At 68.4% G+C, this 15,737-nt stretch carries 16 protein-coding genes and 1 pseudogene; 8 read left to right on the top strand and 9 right to left on the bottom strand.

The genetic code is table 11. The features are described 5' to 3' along the window. Positions 1 to 73 precede the first annotated feature (73 nt). Complete coding sequence (locus ACFY0P_RS33090) at positions 74 to 799, top strand: helix-turn-helix domain-containing protein (protein WP_388921390.1); 726 nt, start codon at positions 74 to 76, stop codon at positions 797 to 799. Here the strand turns inward: ACFY0P_RS33090 and ACFY0P_RS33085 are convergent. From ACFY0P_RS33085 to ACFY0P_RS33070, 4 genes are all read right to left on the bottom strand, one after another. Then, positions 750 to 1,688 (bottom strand): PDR/VanB family oxidoreductase, encoded by a 939-nt coding sequence (locus tag ACFY0P_RS33085; protein ID WP_388921387.1) that lies wholly within the window; start codon positions 1,686 to 1,688, stop codon positions 750 to 752. The two genes, ACFY0P_RS33090 and ACFY0P_RS33085, sit on opposite strands and share 50 nt — an antisense overlap. After that, complete coding sequence (locus tag ACFY0P_RS33080; RefSeq protein ID WP_388921384.1) at positions 1,685 to 1,891, bottom strand: hypothetical protein; 207 nt, start codon at positions 1,889 to 1,891, stop codon at positions 1,685 to 1,687. Before ACFY0P_RS33080 ends, ACFY0P_RS33085 begins: the two co-directional genes overlap by 4 nt. After that, positions 1,888 to 2,952: a Rieske 2Fe-2S domain-containing protein gene (locus ACFY0P_RS33075; RefSeq protein WP_388921381.1), complete on the bottom strand. Its 1,065-nt coding sequence runs from the start codon at positions 2,950 to 2,952 to the stop codon at positions 1,888 to 1,890. The genes ACFY0P_RS33080 and ACFY0P_RS33075 overlap by 4 nt, the downstream gene beginning before the upstream one ends. 541 nt (positions 2,953 to 3,493) lie before the next feature. Continuing rightward, positions 3,494 to 3,679 carry a hypothetical protein gene (locus ACFY0P_RS33070; protein ID WP_388921378.1) on the bottom strand — a complete coding sequence of 62 codons (186 nt, stop codon included), beginning with the start codon at positions 3,677 to 3,679 and terminating at the stop codon, positions 3,494 to 3,496. A gap of 243 nt (positions 3,680 to 3,922) precedes the next feature. Here ACFY0P_RS33070 and ACFY0P_RS33065 point away from each other — a divergent pair, with 243 nt between their 5' ends. Continuing rightward, on the top strand, positions 3,923 to 4,120 hold the full coding sequence (locus ACFY0P_RS33065; RefSeq protein ID WP_388921375.1) for a hypothetical protein: 198 nt from the start codon (positions 3,923 to 3,925) through the stop codon (positions 4,118 to 4,120). Between the two features lie 305 nt (positions 4,121 to 4,425). Continuing rightward, positions 4,426 to 4,556, top strand: a pseudogene (locus tag ACFY0P_RS33060) (IS30 family transposase); the annotation flags it as partial. Positions 4,557 to 4,966: 410 nt separating this feature from the next. Here the strand turns inward: ACFY0P_RS33060 and ACFY0P_RS33055 are convergent. The 4 genes from ACFY0P_RS33055 to ACFY0P_RS33040 all read right to left on the bottom strand — a co-directional run bounded on the left by ACFY0P_RS33055 (position 4,967) and on the right by ACFY0P_RS33040 (position 9,215). Beyond that, a complete protein-coding gene (locus ACFY0P_RS33055; protein WP_388921372.1) occupies positions 4,967 to 5,830 on the bottom strand; it encodes a class I SAM-dependent methyltransferase in 864 nt (287 codons plus the stop codon). Between the two features lie 98 nt (positions 5,831 to 5,928). Then, positions 5,929 to 6,759, bottom strand: a complete 831-nt coding sequence (locus ACFY0P_RS33050; RefSeq protein ID WP_388921370.1) for an oxidoreductase — start codon at positions 6,757 to 6,759, stop codon at positions 5,929 to 5,931. Positions 6,760 to 6,774: 15 nt separating this feature from the next. Further along, positions 6,775 to 7,653, bottom strand: coding sequence for an NmrA family NAD(P)-binding protein (locus ACFY0P_RS33045; protein ID WP_388921367.1), 879 nt, complete (start codon positions 7,651 to 7,653; stop codon positions 6,775 to 6,777). A gap of 131 nt (positions 7,654 to 7,784) precedes the next feature. Next, the gene (locus ACFY0P_RS33040; RefSeq protein WP_388921364.1) at positions 7,785 to 9,215 is read right to left on the bottom strand and encodes an MFS transporter; all 1,431 of its coding nucleotides are present in this window, start codon (positions 9,213 to 9,215) and stop codon (positions 7,785 to 7,787) included. A gap of 109 nt (positions 9,216 to 9,324) precedes the next feature. On the opposite strand from ACFY0P_RS33040, the gene ACFY0P_RS33035 reads away from it, so the two are divergent. Both ACFY0P_RS33035 and ACFY0P_RS33030 read left to right on the top strand, forming a co-directional pair. Beyond that, positions 9,325 to 9,981 (top strand): TetR/AcrR family transcriptional regulator, encoded by a 657-nt coding sequence (locus ACFY0P_RS33035; RefSeq protein ID WP_388921361.1) that lies wholly within the window; start codon positions 9,325 to 9,327, stop codon positions 9,979 to 9,981. A 234-nt stretch (positions 9,982 to 10,215) separates the two neighbouring features. Further along, positions 10,216 to 11,157 carry a helix-turn-helix domain-containing protein gene (locus tag ACFY0P_RS33030; protein ID WP_388921358.1) on the top strand — a complete coding sequence of 314 codons (942 nt, stop codon included), beginning with the start codon at positions 10,216 to 10,218 and terminating at the stop codon, positions 11,155 to 11,157. A gap of 61 nt (positions 11,158 to 11,218) precedes the next feature. Here ACFY0P_RS33030 and ACFY0P_RS33025 read toward each other — a convergent pair whose 3' ends face one another. After that, positions 11,219 to 12,031 carry a maleylpyruvate isomerase N-terminal domain-containing protein gene (locus tag ACFY0P_RS33025; RefSeq protein WP_388921355.1) on the bottom strand — a complete coding sequence of 271 codons (813 nt, stop codon included), beginning with the start codon at positions 12,029 to 12,031 and terminating at the stop codon, positions 11,219 to 11,221. 441 nt (positions 12,032 to 12,472) lie between these two features. Here ACFY0P_RS33025 and ACFY0P_RS33020 point away from each other — a divergent pair, with 441 nt between their 5' ends. The 3 genes from ACFY0P_RS33020 (at position 12,473) to ACFY0P_RS33010 (ending at position 15,736) form a co-directional block, all read left to right on the top strand. Beyond that, the gene (locus ACFY0P_RS33020; protein ID WP_266692960.1) at positions 12,473 to 13,297 is read left to right on the top strand and encodes an alpha/beta fold hydrolase; all 825 of its coding nucleotides are present in this window, start codon (positions 12,473 to 12,475) and stop codon (positions 13,295 to 13,297) included. A gap of 45 nt (positions 13,298 to 13,342) precedes the next feature. Then, on the top strand, positions 13,343 to 14,551 hold the full coding sequence (locus tag ACFY0P_RS33015) for a permease (protein WP_388921350.1): 1,209 nt from the start codon (positions 13,343 to 13,345) through the stop codon (positions 14,549 to 14,551). A 378-nt stretch (positions 14,552 to 14,929) separates the two neighbouring features. Next, a complete protein-coding gene (locus tag ACFY0P_RS33010) occupies positions 14,930 to 15,736 on the top strand; it encodes an SDR family oxidoreductase (RefSeq protein WP_388921348.1) in 807 nt (268 codons plus the stop codon). Position 15,737: the final 1 nt, after the last annotated feature.

Here is a 15,737-nt window from a genome sequence, read left to right as displayed (position 1 = left end):
ACAAAATTGTTGACAGTTATCGAACCGCGCTCTCACCGTGTTCGGGTGTCGGCCATGTCGGACCGGGGAGGCGATGACGCCTGTGAACGCCCGCGCACCGCACTTCGTGAGGTCCTTCGAGCGCGGCCTGGCCGTCATCCGCGCCTTCGACGCCGAGCATCCGGCGCGCACGCTCAGCGAGGTGGCCCGCGCCTGCGGTCTGACCCGCGCCGCCGCCCGCCGCCTGCTGCTCACGCTTGCGGACCTGGGCTACGTCCACTCGGACGGCCGCCTGTTCCGCCTCACCCCGCGCATCCTGGAACTCGGCTACGCCTACCTCTCCGGTCTCGACCTGCCGCGCCTCGCCGCCCCGCACCTGGAGCGACTCGCGGCCCTGGTGGGGGAGTCGGCCGCGCTGCTCGTCCTGGACGGGGACGTGGTGGTGTGCGTCGCCCAGGTGCCGGCCCGGCGGGTCATGGCGGCGGCCGTCGCGGTGGGGGCGCGCTTCCCGGCGCGCGGTACGGCGGTGGGAAGCGCGATGCTGGCCTGCGTATCGGAAGCCGAACGCGCCGAGGAGTACGTGCTGCTCGACGGCGACCCCGAGGACGGCGTGACGACGCTGGCCGCCCCGGTCCGGGACCGGAGCGGCCAGGTGGTGGCCGGGGTGAGCCTCGCGGTGCACTCCGGCCGGATGTCCGCCACGACGGTCCGCCGCGATCTGCTGCCGCGGCTCCGGGCGGCCGTGGCGGCGATCGAGGCGGACCTGCGGATCACAGATCCAGCACCAGGCGCGTCCCCCGGCACCGCGACACACAGATGAGCATGGTCTCCCCGGCCGCCCGCTCCTCCTCGGTGAGCACCGAGTCCCGGTGGTCCGGGTCGCCTTCGAGGACATCCGTCTCGCACGTCCCGCAGGTGCCCTCGGTGCAGGAGTAGAGCACCTCGACCCCGGCGGCCCGGACGGTGTCGAGCACGGAGACGCCGGGCGCGACGGTGAGGGTACGGCCGCTCTGCGCGAGGACGACCTCGAACTCCTGGTCTTCGCCCGCCTCTTGGGCCTTCGGCTGGAACCGCTCGATCCGCAGCACACCGGCCGGACAGCGCCCCTCCACCGCGTCCAGCAACGGCCCAGGACCGCAGCAGTACACGAGGGTGCCGTCCGGGATGTCGTCGAGTACGGCGGCCAGGTCCAGCAGTCCCGTCTCGTCCTGCGGGGCGACGGTGACCCGCTCGTCCCCGTACCGCGCCAACTCACCGGTGAACGCCATGGACCGACGGCTCCGGCCGCCGTACAGCAGCGTCCACTCGGCGCCCGCGGCCTCGGCGGCGGCGAGCATCGGCAGGATCGGGGTGATGCCGATGCCGCCCGCGACGAACCGGTAGCGGGGTGCGGGCTCGAGCCGGAAGTGGTTCCGCGGACCGCGCACCCGCACCTTGTCGCCGACGCCCACCTGCTCGTGGACGTGGGCGGATCCACCCCGCCCGTCCGGTTCCCTGAGCACCGCGATCCGCCAGCCGGACCGGTCCCCGGGATCCCCGCAGAGCGAGAACTGGCGCTCGAGGCCCGGCCCCAGCACGACGTCGACGTGCGCCCCCGGCTCCCAGCCCGGAAGATCCTCGCCGAAGGGGTGCCGAAGGGTGAGGGCGACGACACCGTCGGCCGCCGACTCCCTCTCGCTGACGACCAGTTCGGCTTCGTAGAGGCTCATGCGGTGCGCTCCGGGGGCTGGTGGCCTTCGGGGTGGCCGAGCATCCACTCCCACATCTCGACCGGGTCCTGGGCGGAGTGCTCGGCGCCGCAGTGACAGGTGCCGTGCAGGACGTCGGTGCCCGGCAGCCAGTCGATGCGGTAGATCTCACCGGTGGCACCAGTCGCACCCGACGCACCGGTCTCACTGGTCGGTGCGGTCACAGGACCTTCTCCACGGGCTTGTCGCCCTCCTCGACCAGCCGGGCGAGGATGCGGCGGGCGGCGAGGCCGCCGGTGTCGATGTTGATGCTCAGCTCCTGGTAGCCGGCCCGCTCCGAACCCAGCGTCCGCTGCAGGAGGTTGAGGGCGTTCACGTCCTGCATGACCACCGTGTGGTTGTTGCCCCGCAGGAACTCGGTGACCTCGGCGTCGTCGGTCGCCCAGTCCCGGGAGACCATCCAGAAGTCGTACACCTTGCCGTCCGAGGACGGGGTGATCGCATAGGTGATCTCGGTGTGGAAGCCGTTCGGGTCGCTGCCGTCGGCCTCCGGCCCCACGCCGACCGGCGCGATCCGGCTGTGCAGCAGATACAGGCAGGGCGCGTGGTACTCGATGTCCTGCCAGCGGGTGATCCGCCCCTCGATCCCGGTCGAACGGGCGTAGAACGGCGGGCACTCGGCGTCGTCCATGTGCCGGCTGACCCGCACGATCCCGGCGCCCTCGTCGACCTCGGTGGTGATCGGCGTCTCGGCGACCTCGGGGGTGCCTATGTAGCCGCCGTGCAGATAGGTCTCGTGGGACAGGTCGAGGAGGTTGTCGACGAGGAGGCCGTAGTCGGCGTCGATGGGTTCCATGCCCCGCACGGTCAGCCAGCCGGGGGAGTCGAGGTGCCGGGCCCGCGGGATGGTGTCCGCGTCGGCGAGCGCCGGGTCGCCGATCCACACCCACACCAGCGAGTCCTGCTCGACCACCGGGTAGGAGGTGACCCGGGCGGTGCGCGGAATGCGTTTCTGCCCCGGCACGTACACGCACGCGCCGGTCCGGTCGTAGGTGAAGCCGTGGTACCCGCACACGATCCGGTCGCCGTCGAGCCCGCTCTCCGACAGCGGGTAACGGCGGTGCACACAGCGGTCGCTGAGGGCGACGGGCGTGCCGTCCTCCTCCGCCCGGTAGAACACGAGGGGTTCCCCGAGGATCGTCCGCCCGAGCAGCTCACGCCCCACCTCCTGACTGTAGGCGGCGACGTACCACTGGTTCCTGGCGAAACTCGTCATGTGCGGCATGGCTGCGGCTCCCGTCGTTGGGTGATGGCGACATCGTCCGGAAAGGCGTCACCGCGCCGCAATAACTCTTCCGCCCCACGGAAGCAGATCGGTAAAACGCCTGTTCGGGGTACGTAGTCCCTCGGGGGGTTGAGTCGGGATGGGCTCGGGCCAACACGCGGCACTGTGTCTGCATCGCTGGGCTGCGTGTCCGCTTCAGGGTTGTCGACTTACGAAGCTAATCCTAATTGGGGCTCTTGTGGTGATTAAGCTTCCATAATTCGTTGGTACAGCGGCAGAAGTTGCGTCATCGCTGATCAGGCGTGCGCGTCGCCGTGAAATGAGGCCGTGGGGTCGAATCCGGGTCGAATTCGCCGCTCTTTGGGCCCTGGAGCGAATAAGTGCAGGCCAAGGGGGTGGCGGACCTATGTCTAGCGACTGTTTGAACCTGCCGGGCCAGGAGCAGCCCGGCTTGGGCTCGGGCCGTGGCCGTTTTTGATGGAGTGTCAGGTGGGTTGCGACGCAGGCGACAAGCCCGCTCATCGCGGACTTGGGTGCCGTCTCAAGAGCGTGGGTCGGTCAAACTGCCGTTCTCGGCGGGAGTCCAGTCGAGCGGGGCGCGGGTGACGCGTCGTCCCACCTCGTGGGCGCCGATGTCGACGCTGGTGAGCAAGAGGTTGCGGATCTTGGCGAGGAAGCAGCTGTCGAAGCTCGCCAGCGACAGGTCCGCGGGGACAGGGAGCGACATGACCTCCTCCATCCCGTTGGAAACGACCATCAACGGCCCCGTCCAGCAGGTGGTCGATATCGTCCCCCAGGTCCGATTCTGGCCCAAGTGGCATGTGCTGACCAGGTCCGTCACCGGGACCATCGACCGTCCCTTCCTCCCTGGCGACGAGTTCACCGAGTTCATCCGGACCGCGGACGGCACGGTGGAACTCGCCTGGAGGGTGGCGGAGCACGAGCATGGCAAGCGAGTCACGATCGGCTCGTGGATCTGCCCGGCTCCATCTCGTACACCTTCGAGGAGGTCCCCGAGGGCACCCTCTTTCGCCGAGTCGTCAACAGCACGGACGAGGCACCGAGCGGGGTGGTGACCGCAGACACGGAGACCGCTCCCGTGGCGAACCTGAAGGCCCTCGTGGAGGGCATCCTGGCTCAGGAAAAGAAGGGCCCGCAATTCCCGTAAAGCCGTCCGCGGGAGCAACCCCGCGTCGGCGGGGACGACGGAGACGAATTGCGGGAGTCACGGCAACTCCTCGACCGGGCTGCTCATGCCGACCACCCGGCAGCCATCGAGCACTTGGAAAGCCTTACAGCCCGGTAGCCTCAGCCCCCTGGCGTCGCCCGATCGCTGGCCGTGGAGTACTGACTGCCGCGAGACGCCGGTGCATCCGCGCCGGCCTCCGAATCCGTACGGCGGCGCTCATCGAGCCGTAACGGCGTATCCATCATCGGATGCGGCCTCGGGCTTCCTGGACTGCTCTGCTGTGAACTGATCTTTCTCGATGGGCGGCAGAGGATATCGAGCGGTCGCTGCCACCCTCAACAGCCGACCCCGGAAGAGCCTCGGTTGGAAGACGCCCGCCGAAGCCCTCAACGACCATTTACTATCGATGAAATGAGCCGGTGTTGCATCCACTTGTTGACGAGAGGTCGGGGCCGGCGTTGGCGGAGAAGAGACGGAAGAGCCGGCCCAGTTCTTTCGCGGTCGCGGCAGCCACCATGTCAGTGTCGGCGGGGTTGTTGTGCAAGCTGAGTCGCAGGTGCTCCACGTGGTCAAGGGCATGTTCGAGGAGCTCGGCGAGGTGGTTGTCGTACAGGCTGTAGATGATGGAGCTCCCGACGCTCGCCGGTGGCCAGGCCGAGGTTGCACAGCAGTCGCAGCCGGGTGGGAGCAGACGGACTGTTTCATGCCCACCGTGTCGGCGAGTGACCGGCCGCGCACAGCCCCTCCTGCTTTGAGCTGGCGACGGCTCAAGGACGAACCGACGATGGTGCGGTAGGCACCGATCCGGGCGTGGTCTTCGTGAGATCAGCGGAGACGGCAAATCATCTCGGTTGGAGCAAGGAAACCTTCCTGGATGTTCTGAAGCACTTTTGCGATCTTGGTCGGTGCGTCGGTGCCCATGGCCACGCTGATCGGGGCCGGAGGGGTGTCTCCGCCCGCCGGGTTGTGCGGCGTGCTGGTCCGGTGGAGGGCATCGACCGCGTCGCGAAGCGACTGGACGGCTTGTGAGCGGTGATCGTGCTCGGCGACGATGTCGAAGCCGGCCCTGCGCAGCAGTGACCGGTATTCCTCGGGGCGGGCCAGGAAGCCGTGTTCGGGCTCCGAGGCCCATGGCAGTGGGTAGCGGACGAGGGCGGGATCGCCGAGGAGCATGACGTCGTACACGATGAAGAGGCCCTCATCAGTCAGGACGCGGCTGATCTCGGTGAACAGGCGGGCTTTGTCCTCGATGTTCATGCCCACGTGCAGCATCCAGGCCCGGTCGAAGCTCGCCCGGGCAAAGGGCAGCGCGGTCACGTCACCCTGCTCAAAGCGTGCCCGGCTCGTGAGGCCCACACGGTCGGTGAGCCAGCGCGCGACGTCGACGTACTCCTCGGTGAGGTCTACGCCGGTGACGTCGGCGCCCGCGTGCTGGGCCAGGTGGCGGGCCGGACCGCCCAGGCCGCTTCCGACGTCAAGGACACGCAGGCCCGCTTTCAGCTCCAGGTGTTCAGTAAGCTCTCGCGTCGCCGCATGACCGCCGGTGTGGAACTCGTCCACGCCATGAAGGTCGTCGGTGGTGAGCGTGGCGTGGCCCGGGTAGAGGCGGTCGAGCGCTTCGTCGATCTTCCGACGCAGGTCGCCTTGCCGGTAATGGCGTGCTACAGCGGACGGCTGTGGTGCGGTCACGGTGACGTCCTTCAGGTCATGGGTGGTCCAGGCGCGATCGAAGCTTCTGCAGGGCATCGCACCGTGGTGCTGGAGAAGGCGGATCCGGCGGTGTCGTCCTAGTCGTGATCGGTGGAGAGGGCGACATGCCGCCAGGCGTCCATGTCCTTGCGGAAGGCGTCCAGTTTGGCGTCGAAGGCTTGCAGGGTGTCGGCTCCGAGGGGGAGGCGCAGGGGCGGTTCGGGGGCGGCGGCCATCTCGACGATCGCGCGGGCGGCCTTGGCCGGGTCGCCGGGCTGGGTGTGGTGCAGGTTCGCGGCGGCTGTGCGCATGGCGCCGACGGTGGGTGCGTAGTCGTCGATGGTGGCGGGGCCGGCGTGCAGGTTGGCGGGATCGAGGAAGTCGGTGCGGAAGAAGCCCGGTTCCACGAGGGTGACGTGGATGCCAAGGGGGGCCACTTCGGTGTGGAGGGTCTCGGTGAAGCCTTCGACGGCGAACTTCGTGGAGGCGTAGATGCCCCAGCCCGGCGCGGTGGCGAAGCCGACGATGGAGCTGATGTTGATGACGTGGCCGGAACGCTGACGCCGCAGTACCGGCAGTACGGCGCGTTGGACGGCGAGCGGGCCGAACACGTTGGTCTCGAACACCGCGCGGACCGCGGCGTCGTCGGACTCCTCGACGGCGGCGAGCAGTCCGGTGCCGGCGTTGTTGACCAGGACGTCGATCCGGCCGAACCGCTCGACCGCCGTGTCGACGGCCGTCTGGATGCTCTGCGGGTCGGTCACGTCCAGCGCCACGGCAAGCAGCGTGTCGCCGGCGTCGGGGAACTGCTCGCGGACGGTGTCGGGCTTCCTGGCGGTGGCGACCACCTGGTGGCCGGCCGCGAGGGCGGCACGGGTGATCTCCAGGCCGAAGCCCCGGGACGAGCCGGTGACGAACCAAACACTCATTGTCTTCTCCGGTGTTCAGATGGTGGTGGGCAGGGTGAAGGCCGCGCGGTTCTGCGCGATGAAGCCCTCGACGTCGAGGGGGTCGCTGCCGCCGATGGTCTTGACGAGGTCGTTGGTGCCGGCGAAGACGCCGTTGCGGTAGTCGACGGCCACGGCGAGCAGGTGCTGGACGAGGTGGTCGGGCGCGCCGCGCCCGCGCAGGATGGCGGCGAACTCGTCGAGTTCGATCGGCACGTAGGTGACCTTCCGGCCCAGCGCCCGTGACATCCTCTCGGCGATCTCGTGGTGGTCGAGCTCCTCGGCTCCGTAGAGCGGGTAGATCTGGCCGGCGTGCGGGGCGGGGTCCTCCAGGATGGCCGCGATCACTTTCGCCTGGTCGCTTTCGGCGATGGGGGCGTGGCGTCCGTCGGCGAACGGCAGGCGCAGTTCGCCGGTTCCGTCGGCCCAGGTGTCGATCAGCCACTGGGCGAAGAAGGTCGGGTGGAGGTGGGTGACCGGGACCGGGGCGTGGTCCAGGACGCGTTCGGCGACCCAGTGCTGGCGGGCCGCGTTGCTGGCGGTGTGGCGGCGGGCGGAGACCTGCGACATGTTCACGATCGCCTGGACCCCGTTCTCCTCCGCGGCCTGGGCCACGTTCGCGGTGGCGTCCATCAGGCCGGGACGGATCGGATAGGTGAAGTACAGGGCGTCGACCCCCTTCATCGCCGTGGCCAGGGAGTCCAGGTCGAGGACGTCGCCCTCCACGACATCCGCCCCGAGGGCGGCGAGCCGCTCGGCACGCCCATCCAGGCCCCGGACGAGGGCGCGGACGCGGTGTCCGCGCTGGAGGAGGAGTTCGGTGGTGTGGCGGCCGGTCTTGCCGGTGGCCCCGATCACGAGGAGGTTGCGTTCCATGAGGGTGATCTCCGTTTCTTGAGAGTGCGCTGGTGGGAGCTCCAGCGTCAGTCCTGCGCACGGGTGCCGCAGAAGATGGATGAGGTGGTGCGATGCCCGCCCGGCAGAGGGCGCTGGTTGCGCACCTGTGGTCAGGGGGTGTGGCGGGGCCGGAGGGCGAGCAGCGCGGTGGCCGCGGCGGTTCCGGCGCCGGCCTGGACCCACCAGGCGTGGTCGAAGCCGGTGGTCGTGGCCTGGGGAGTGAGGGCGACGAGCAGGGCCACGCCCACGGCGCTGCCGATCTGCCGGCTCATGTTGAGTACGGCGCTGCCGGTGGTGGCGCGTTCGGGGGCGAGGGTGCCGGCCGCGGCGAACAGCGGTGCCTGGGCCAGACCGCCGGCCAGGCCGACCAGGATCAGGCCCGGGAACATGCCGCCCCAGTAGTCCGGGGCGGTGTGCACGGCCGCCAGCCAGTACCCGGCGGCGAGCGCCATGGCCAGCGTGCCGGTCACGGCGGGGGCGGTGCGTCCGAAGCGGCTCTGCAAGGGACCGGCGTTCATGGCGAAGGCGATCGAGGCGAGGGGGGCCGGGGCGATGGAGACGCCCGCGCGCAGCGGGCTGAAGTGCCAGACCTCCTGCATGAACAGGGCGGTGCTGAGCAGGACGATGGCGAAGCCGGCGGAGAACAGGAACAGGGCCACGGTGGCGGCGGTGAACAGCCGACCGGCGAACAGCTGCTTCTCGATCACCGGCGCCTCGGCGCGCAGGGTCCGTTCGACGGTCGCGGCCCCGGCGAGGACGGCGGCGGCGAACAGGGACACGGTGCGGATGTCCGTCCAGCCCCACCCGGGTCCCTGGACGGTGGCCAGCACCAGCAGGCTCACCGCCAGCAGCAGCGCGAGGGCGGAGACCGCGTCCGGCAGGGCTGCGCCCTTGGGCTGACGCACCTCGGGCAGCAGCAGTGCGCCGGCGAGGAGGGTGGCTATGCCGACGGGCACGTTGATCAGGAAGATCCACCGCCAGTCGAGGGTGACGAGCAGACCACCGACGGGCGGGCCCGCCGAGGCCGCGATCGCGCCCACGCCCGCCCACAGGCCGACCACCAGAGTGTGCTGCCGCTTGGGGAAGCTCGGGTAGAGCAGGCCGAGCGAGGTCGGCACGATCATCGCCGCGCCGACGGCCTGCAGAGCCCGGGCGGCGACCAGTACGCCAAGACTCGGTGCGGCGGCCGCGACGGCGGAGGTGAGGGTGAACAGCGCCACTCCGGACAGCAGCGTCTTCTTGCGCCCCCACTGGTCCGCGATGCGGCCTGCGGGCACGAGCACGGCGGCGAAGACGATCGCGTAGGCCGACAGCACCCACGACACGCTCGCGACGCCGGTGCCCGGGAACGACCGGCCGATCCCGTCGAGGGCGACGTTGACGACGAAGAAGTCGAGCTGCGCCATGAAGGCGACGGCACCCAGCACCGCCATGATGCTCCAGCGGCGCGGGTGACCCGACTCGGTTACGGCCACAGCGGCCGACGCCGGGTCGAGGCGCCGTGTCGTCGCGACGGTCTGCGGTGCCGCCTGTGTGGACATCCCGTCCACCTCCCAGAAAAAGTGGGCTTGCAGGCCCTTTTTGGCTTGCCTCCAGAGAACACCTCTCAAAATGGGTTGTCAAGCCCTTTTTTGCGGTATGATGGTGAGCATGACCACCACCAGCCAAGCGCCGGCCCGGAAGCTGACCGCCAAGGGCCTGGCCACACGCGAACGCATCGTCAAGGCGGCCGCCGAGCTGATCTACGAACACGGCGCGCAGAACACCAACAACGAGCAGATCCGCGCGGCCGCAGGGGTCAGCGGCTCGCAGCTGACGCGCCACTTCCCCACCAAGGAGTCGCTGGTGGGCGCGGTGCTCGCCTGGCAGGCCGACAGCATCGTCGCCCGCCACCAGGCACCCGAGCTGGGCGAGCTGGACAGTTTCGCCGCCCTGCGCCGGTGGGCCGACAGGTACGTCGCCTCGCAGGACATGGTGCACGGCGGCTGCATCTTCGGCTCCCTGGCTGCCGAGGTCGTCAAGAGCGAGCCCGCCCACCGCGCCGCCGTCGCCGACGGCTTCGAGCGATGGCAGGAGCTGTTCGAGCGCGGCCTGGGGAAGATGCGCGAGCGCGGCGAACTGCGGCCGGAGGCCGACCCGGCCGCGCTCGCCCACCTGCTCACCGCCGCCTTCCAAGGCGGAGCACTGCTGGACCAGGCGGCCGGCGAGTCGACCCCCCTGCGTGACGCGCTGTACGGGGCCCTGGCCTACATCGAATCGTTCGCCGTGCAGCGCGGACCGGACACGGTCTTGGCCACTGGCCGATGACTCCTGGCAGGTCCGGGCCGGTCCGCGATGACGCCGTCTCGGGCGGTGCACATCCGCGATGCCTGCTCGTCCCAGGATCCTGAGCGGCCAGACCTGCCCCCGAGAATCGTGTGTCGAGATGGCGGGGCCTGGGTGCCGCAGTCAGTCACAACGACCGGCGAAGAGGCGCGAGTTCGGTGCCGCGCCTGGTCAGTACGGGTACGTTTCCAGCGTGGCGGTCGAAAGGTCGACGCAATGCCTTTCATTCTGAACACCGATGACGTCGAAGAGCGTGATCGTGCCGAGTTCGTCCACGAGGCGCTCGGCGCGACGATGGTGCCGATCGAACTGCACTGGCCCGGGCATCGCCGGTCGGTGGCCGCGCATGGCGTCGTCACGGACCTGGGCGACCTGACCATCTGCTCGGGACGGACCACCGCCCTGCGGGTGGAACGCACCGCCGCCCTGGCCCGTGACTCGATGGAACCGAGCATTTTCATCAACGTGCAGCTCTCCGGGTCGAGCATGGTTGTCCAACACGACCGGGAAGCGGTGCTCGGGCCCGGCGAACTGGTCATGTACGACTCCACATCCCCCTACACACTGCTGAACGACAGCGGCATGACCGGCAACTTCTTCCGTGTGCCGCATTCGGCGCTGGCGATGCCGCACGACATGATCCGCGCGGCGTGCGCGGTCAAGCTGGGTCCGGGGCACCCGGTGGTCTCACTGACCCACGACTATTTGCGCCGACTGGCCGCCGATCCCGCCCTGACTACTGCGGTGAACGCCGACCTCGTCGGTCAGCCGAGCATCGAACTCATCCGCGCCGTGATCGCGATCCATCTGCGGGCCGACGAGTTGGCCGCCGACCCGATGGCCGCCACCTTGCAGATGCGCATCCTTGAATACGCCCGCCGGCACCTCCACGACCCCAGCCTGTCTGCTGAGCAGATCGCAGCCGCGCACCACATCTCGGTGCGCTACCTGTACAAGGTGCTTGCCGGAAGCGGCATCAGTCTCGCCGGCTGGATCCGCACCCGCCGCCTCGAAGCGTGCAGGCAGGCCCTCGCTGACGACGACGCCATAGCCATCGGTGCTGTTGCACGACGTCACGGTTTCTCCGATCTGTCCAGTTTCAGCCGGGCTTTCCGAGCCGCATACGGCATGTCCCCCAGCGAATGGCAAAAGCGCTGAACGGACCGTCAGTGGACCAACGGGCCGTCGTGGGCGACACCTCAAAGGCAGAGCCAGGGCGTCAGATCAGGTTCAGCTTGTCGAGGAAAGCGGCGGCGGCGGAGGTATCGCCGATCACCTCGGTCCCCTCACGCCAGGGGATACGGGTGGTCGACCAGGCGAGGAAATCGAGCGTGGACGACGTCACCTGAGCCGCCGGGGCCGGTGCGGTGGCGGGGTCCTCGACGAGGATCGTGTCCCCGACGCGGTGAAGGACGACATGGGTCGACGCCGGGCCTGTCAGAACCAGTGCCAACGGCGCGAGGAGCGAGCGGTGCAGGTCGGGCTGCATCTTCGGAATGCCGCCCAGCAGCCAGTGGACGGAGGGCTCCATCCGGTCCTCATCCATGGGCGGCACATCGGCGTCCAGCGGCCCGCGGGGACCGAGCAGGTCGAAGCGCAGATGGGTCGCGAAATCGAAACAGAACATGTCCGCAATGGCGTGCAGCTCATATACGCCGAGGTCGAGCAACTGCGCGGTGGACGATGCCAGCGGCTCGTCCTGGAGACTGTCGAACACGGGGAAGGCAAGCTCCGACTGGACTCGAAGGAAGTCGACGGTCGCAGCGGGCGTCTGCTCCCTGGCGGCTCCGACCAGCACCTCGTTGAGCCGCTCGATCCCGAGCGGCGGATCCGGATACCGCAACGTCCCCTGCACGGCAGACACCAGCAGCGAGATGAGCTGTCCAGCGTGCGAGAACACGTCCTTGACTCGCCAGCCCGCGGCACCGCTGGGCTGGTTCCAGCCGACGTCGTCGAGAGTGCCGGCCACGAGAAGCAGATCTTGCGTCGCCAGGCGAAAGCCCTTCATACCCGCAACAGTCATGAGGGTCATCACTCCTTGGTGAGGCCAGAGCGCAGCGCGCACCAGCAGGGAATGTCGATCTGCGGCGGTTCATCGACCTATGGGCTGCCGTCTCGCCTACTCCGCGCGCCTTGCGTGGGCGGCTGCGAGGTCGGCACATCCGGGTGACGGCACAACACCGTGTGCCCGGCCGGGTATTCGAGGCCGACGGTCGCTGTGGTGTCTCATGCAGATCACATGCTAGGTGTCGGCCCGCGCAGCGCACTGTGCGAGAAGTGAACCCTGCTGTGCGTGCCGTGCACAGCAGAGGGCGCCAGCTCCCGCCGCGCCGTACGGGACTGACAAGGTGTTCGAAAGTGCTTGTCACGGTGAACGGCAACGTGGCGAACCGCGCGAGCGCACTCAAAGACCGATCAGATCGACGGCGTCTGTCATGTTGTCATCGCTGCGAACGGACAGGGAGAAGCGAGCATGCCCTCCATCACCACCTCCGACGGCCTCGACATCCACTACAAGGACTGGGGCTCCGGCCGGCCCATCGTGTTCTGCCACGGCTGGCCGCTCTCGTCGGACGACTGGGACCCCCAACTGCTGTTCTTCCTCAACGAGGGCTTTCGGGTGGTCGCCGCCGACCGCCGCGGCCACGGCCGCTCCACCCAGACCGACAGCGGTCACGACATGGACCACTACGCAGACGATCTGGCCGCGGTGGTCGACCATCTCGACCTGCGCGACGCCGTGTTCGTCGGCCACTCCACCGGCGGTGGTGAGGTGGCTCACTACCTCGCCCGACACGGCCAGGACCGGGCTGCCAAGGCCGCGCTGGTCGGAGCAGTTCCTCCGCTGATGGTCCAGACCGACGCCAACCCCGGCGGGTTGCCCAAGTCGGTCTTCGACGACCTGCAAGCGCAGCTCGCGGCGAACCGCTCAGTCTTCTACCGCGCGCTGGCGGCCGGCCCGTTCTACGGGTTCAACCGTCCGGGCCGCGAGCCCGACGAGGCGATCGTCGACAACTGGTGGCGCCAGGGCATGATGGGCAGCGCCAAGGCCCACTACGACGGCATCGTGGCCTTCTCCCAGACGGACTTCACCGACGACCTCACGAAGATCACGGTGCCCGTCCTCGTCATGCACGGCGACGACGACCAGATCGTGCCCATCGATGACTCGGCGCACCTGTCGTCCAAGTTGCTGCCCAACGGGATTCTCAAGGTTTATCCGGGCTTCCCGCACGGCATGCCGACCACCGAGGCACCAACGATCAACGCGGATCTGCTGGAGTTCATCCGCTCCTGACCTCCGCAATGACGTGCCCGCAGTAACGGGAGGGACGGTTCACGGATGCACGCGCTACTGCATGCGCTGTCGATCGCAGGCTCAATGACCTGGGACATCGCCTGGGCCCTGATCCTGGGGTTCGCGCTGTCCGCTGTCGTCCAGGCCGTGGTACGCAAGGGCACCGTCGTCTCCCTGCTCGGCGACGACCAGCCCCGGACTCTCGCCCTCGCCGCGGCCCTGGGCGCGGCGTCCTCGTCCTGTTCGTACGCCGCAGTGGCACTGGCCCGCTCGCTGTTCCGCAAGGGCGCGAACTTCACCGCCGCCATGGCCTTCGAGATCGCATCCACCAACCTCGTCGTCGAACTCGGCGTGATCCTCGCGCTGCTGATGGGCTGGCAGTTCACCGCCGCGGAGTTCATCGGCGGACCCGTCATGATCATCGTTCTGGCCGTCCTCTTCCGGCTGTTCCTCCGCGACCGTCTCCTGCGTCAGGCGCGCGAACAGGCCGAAAGAGGACTCGCCGGATCCATGGAGGGACATGCTGCGATGGACATGTCCATCCAGCGCGAAGGCTCCTTCGCCGGCCGGTTGTTCTCCCGTGAGGGATTCACCTCCACCAGCCACGTCTTCGCCATGGAGTGGGCGGCGATCCTGCGTGACGTGGTCGTCGGCCTGCTCATCGCCGGGGCCATCGCCGCCTGGGTGCCGGACTCCTTCTGGCGCACATTCTTCTTCGACGGGCACCCCCTGGAGGCCAAACTGTGGGGGCCCGTGATCGGGCCCCTCGTGGCAGTCGCCTCGTTCGTGTGCTCCATCGGCAATGTGCCATTGGCAGTGGTGCTGTGGAAGGGAGGCATCAGCTTCGGCGGCGTCGTGGCGTTCATCTTCGCCGACCTGCTGATCCTGCCGATCATCAACATCTACCGTAAGTACTACGGCGCCAGGACGGCCGCATTTATCTTCGCCACCTTCTACTTCGCGATGGTCATCGCCGGTTATGTCGTGGAACTCGTCTTCGGGGGCCTCGGTCTGATCCCCCGTCAGGACGACGCGAAGCTACCCTCGGAAGGCATCAGCTGGAACTACACCACCTGGCTCAACATCGCCTTCCTCCTCCTCGCCGCCGTGCTCCTCGCGCGCTTCTGGCACACCGGTGGACGGACCATGCTCCGTATGATGGGTGGTCCTCCCGAGACCGAAAGTCACAGTGGCGTCCACCATCAGCACGGCACCAAGCCGCGGGGGGCGTCGGAGACCACGACCGAGGCGTAGGTCCGGTACAGGCTGGGACCGCGGCACCCGAAGCGTCGTGGCCTCCAGTCCGTGCCCGCATGGTGCAAGCAGCCATCTTTGATCGGACCAGCATCCGCACTGGCCAAGTCGTCGCGATGGCAGTGCGCTTGCCCGGCGGCGGTGCGCGGACCCCGCGGTCGCCGCGCAGCCACTGCAACCCGTCCGCATTTCGGCGGCCCGGATCATGCTCTGCACCCGCTGCAGGTGTTTGACGAAGCCGGACAAGCAGGCAGCCGGTGCCCGTCCTGACCTCGTTGTCCGCTTGCGTGACCGCCGTTTAAACAGCGAACCAGCAAATCGACCAAGACGTCGCCCTCCGAACTGCCCGATCAAATACACGCTGCAGGAGTTGAACCCATGAGCGCAAAGACCTGGCTGATTACCGGTGCGTCATCCGGATTCGGTCGTCAGCTCGCCGAGACCGTGGCTCATCGCGGCGACCATGTCATTGCCACCGGTCGTCGGAGCGACGCTCTCAACGAGCTGGCTGAACAAAACTCCCGGATCAGCACCGTGACCGCCGACGTGACGACCCCCGAAGGCATCGCAGCAATTGTTACCGCGGTCGAGACCGCTGGAGGCGTCGACGTGCTGGTCAACAATGCCGGCTACGGTGTCTTCGGCGCCGTCGAGCAGATTTCTGAGGACACCGCTCGCGCGGTATTCGAGACGCACGTCTTCGGCCCGCTGGCCATCATCCGCGCTGTCCTGCCCTCCTTGCGATCCCGCCGAGGTCGCATCATCAACCTTTCCTCGGAGCTGGGTGCGTACGCCTGGCCCGGATCGGGACTCTACTCCGCGAGCAAGGGTGCCCTTGAACTTATTTCCGAGGCTCTGTCCCTGGAGCTCGCTCCGACAGGCGTCACGTCTACAGCCATCCAGCCCGGCACCTACGGTACGGGGTTCATCGCCAACGCCGTAGTAGAGACGCCCAGCGAGGTCTACGCTCCCTCCGTCGGCACTCAGTTGGCGAAGATTGGCCAGCTCGGACCGGATGCCGTTGGGGACCCGCAGGATGTCGTGGAGGCCATCCTGTTTGCTGCGGATGCGGCAAATCCGCCCCTACGACTCGCTGTGGGGGTAGAGGCGTTGACGACCATCCGCGAGTCCCTCCAGAAGCAACTGCGGGAGCTCGATGCCGTCACGGGGGCCACGCAACCTTGAA

The sequence above is a fragment of the Streptomyces sp. NPDC001714 genome, assembly GCF_042892755.1.
In the GTDB taxonomy this organism is placed as follows: Bacteria; Actinomycetota; Actinomycetes; order Streptomycetales; family Streptomycetaceae; genus Streptomyces.
This window is presented reverse-complemented; position numbering and strand designations above follow the sequence as displayed.

Coding starts and splice junctions, on each gene's coding strand:
- ACFY0P_RS33090 (WP_388921390.1), top strand. CDS start 74: ATGACGCCTGTGAACGCCCGCGCACCGCACTTCGTGAGGTCCTTCGAG.
- ACFY0P_RS33085 (WP_388921387.1), bottom strand. CDS start 1,688: ATGAGCCTCTACGAAGCCGAACTGGTCGTCAGCGAGAGGGAGTCGGCG.
- ACFY0P_RS33075 (WP_388921381.1), bottom strand. CDS start 2,952: ATGCCGCACATGACGAGTTTCGCCAGGAACCAGTGGTACGTCGCCGCC.
- ACFY0P_RS33070 (WP_388921378.1), bottom strand. CDS start 3,679: ATGTCGCTCCCTGTCCCCGCGGACCTGTCGCTGGCGAGCTTCGACAGC.
- ACFY0P_RS33050 (WP_388921370.1), bottom strand. CDS start 6,759: ATGAGTGTTTGGTTCGTCACCGGCTCGTCCCGGGGCTTCGGCCTGGAG.
- ACFY0P_RS33045 (WP_388921367.1), bottom strand. CDS start 7,653: ATGGAACGCAACCTCCTCGTGATCGGGGCCACCGGCAAGACCGGCCGC.
- ACFY0P_RS33040 (WP_388921364.1), bottom strand. CDS start 9,215: ATGTCCACACAGGCGGCACCGCAGACCGTCGCGACGACACGGCGCCTC.
- ACFY0P_RS33035 (WP_388921361.1), top strand. CDS start 9,325: ATGACCACCACCAGCCAAGCGCCGGCCCGGAAGCTGACCGCCAAGGGC.
- ACFY0P_RS33030 (WP_388921358.1), top strand. CDS start 10,216: ATGCCTTTCATTCTGAACACCGATGACGTCGAAGAGCGTGATCGTGCC.
- ACFY0P_RS33025 (WP_388921355.1), bottom strand. CDS start 12,031: ATGACCCTCATGACTGTTGCGGGTATGAAGGGCTTTCGCCTGGCGACG.
- ACFY0P_RS33020 (WP_266692960.1), top strand. CDS start 12,473: ATGCCCTCCATCACCACCTCCGACGGCCTCGACATCCACTACAAGGAC.
- ACFY0P_RS33015 (WP_388921350.1), top strand. CDS start 13,343: ATGCACGCGCTACTGCATGCGCTGTCGATCGCAGGCTCAATGACCTGG.
- ACFY0P_RS33010 (WP_388921348.1), top strand. CDS start 14,930: ATGAGCGCAAAGACCTGGCTGATTACCGGTGCGTCATCCGGATTCGGT.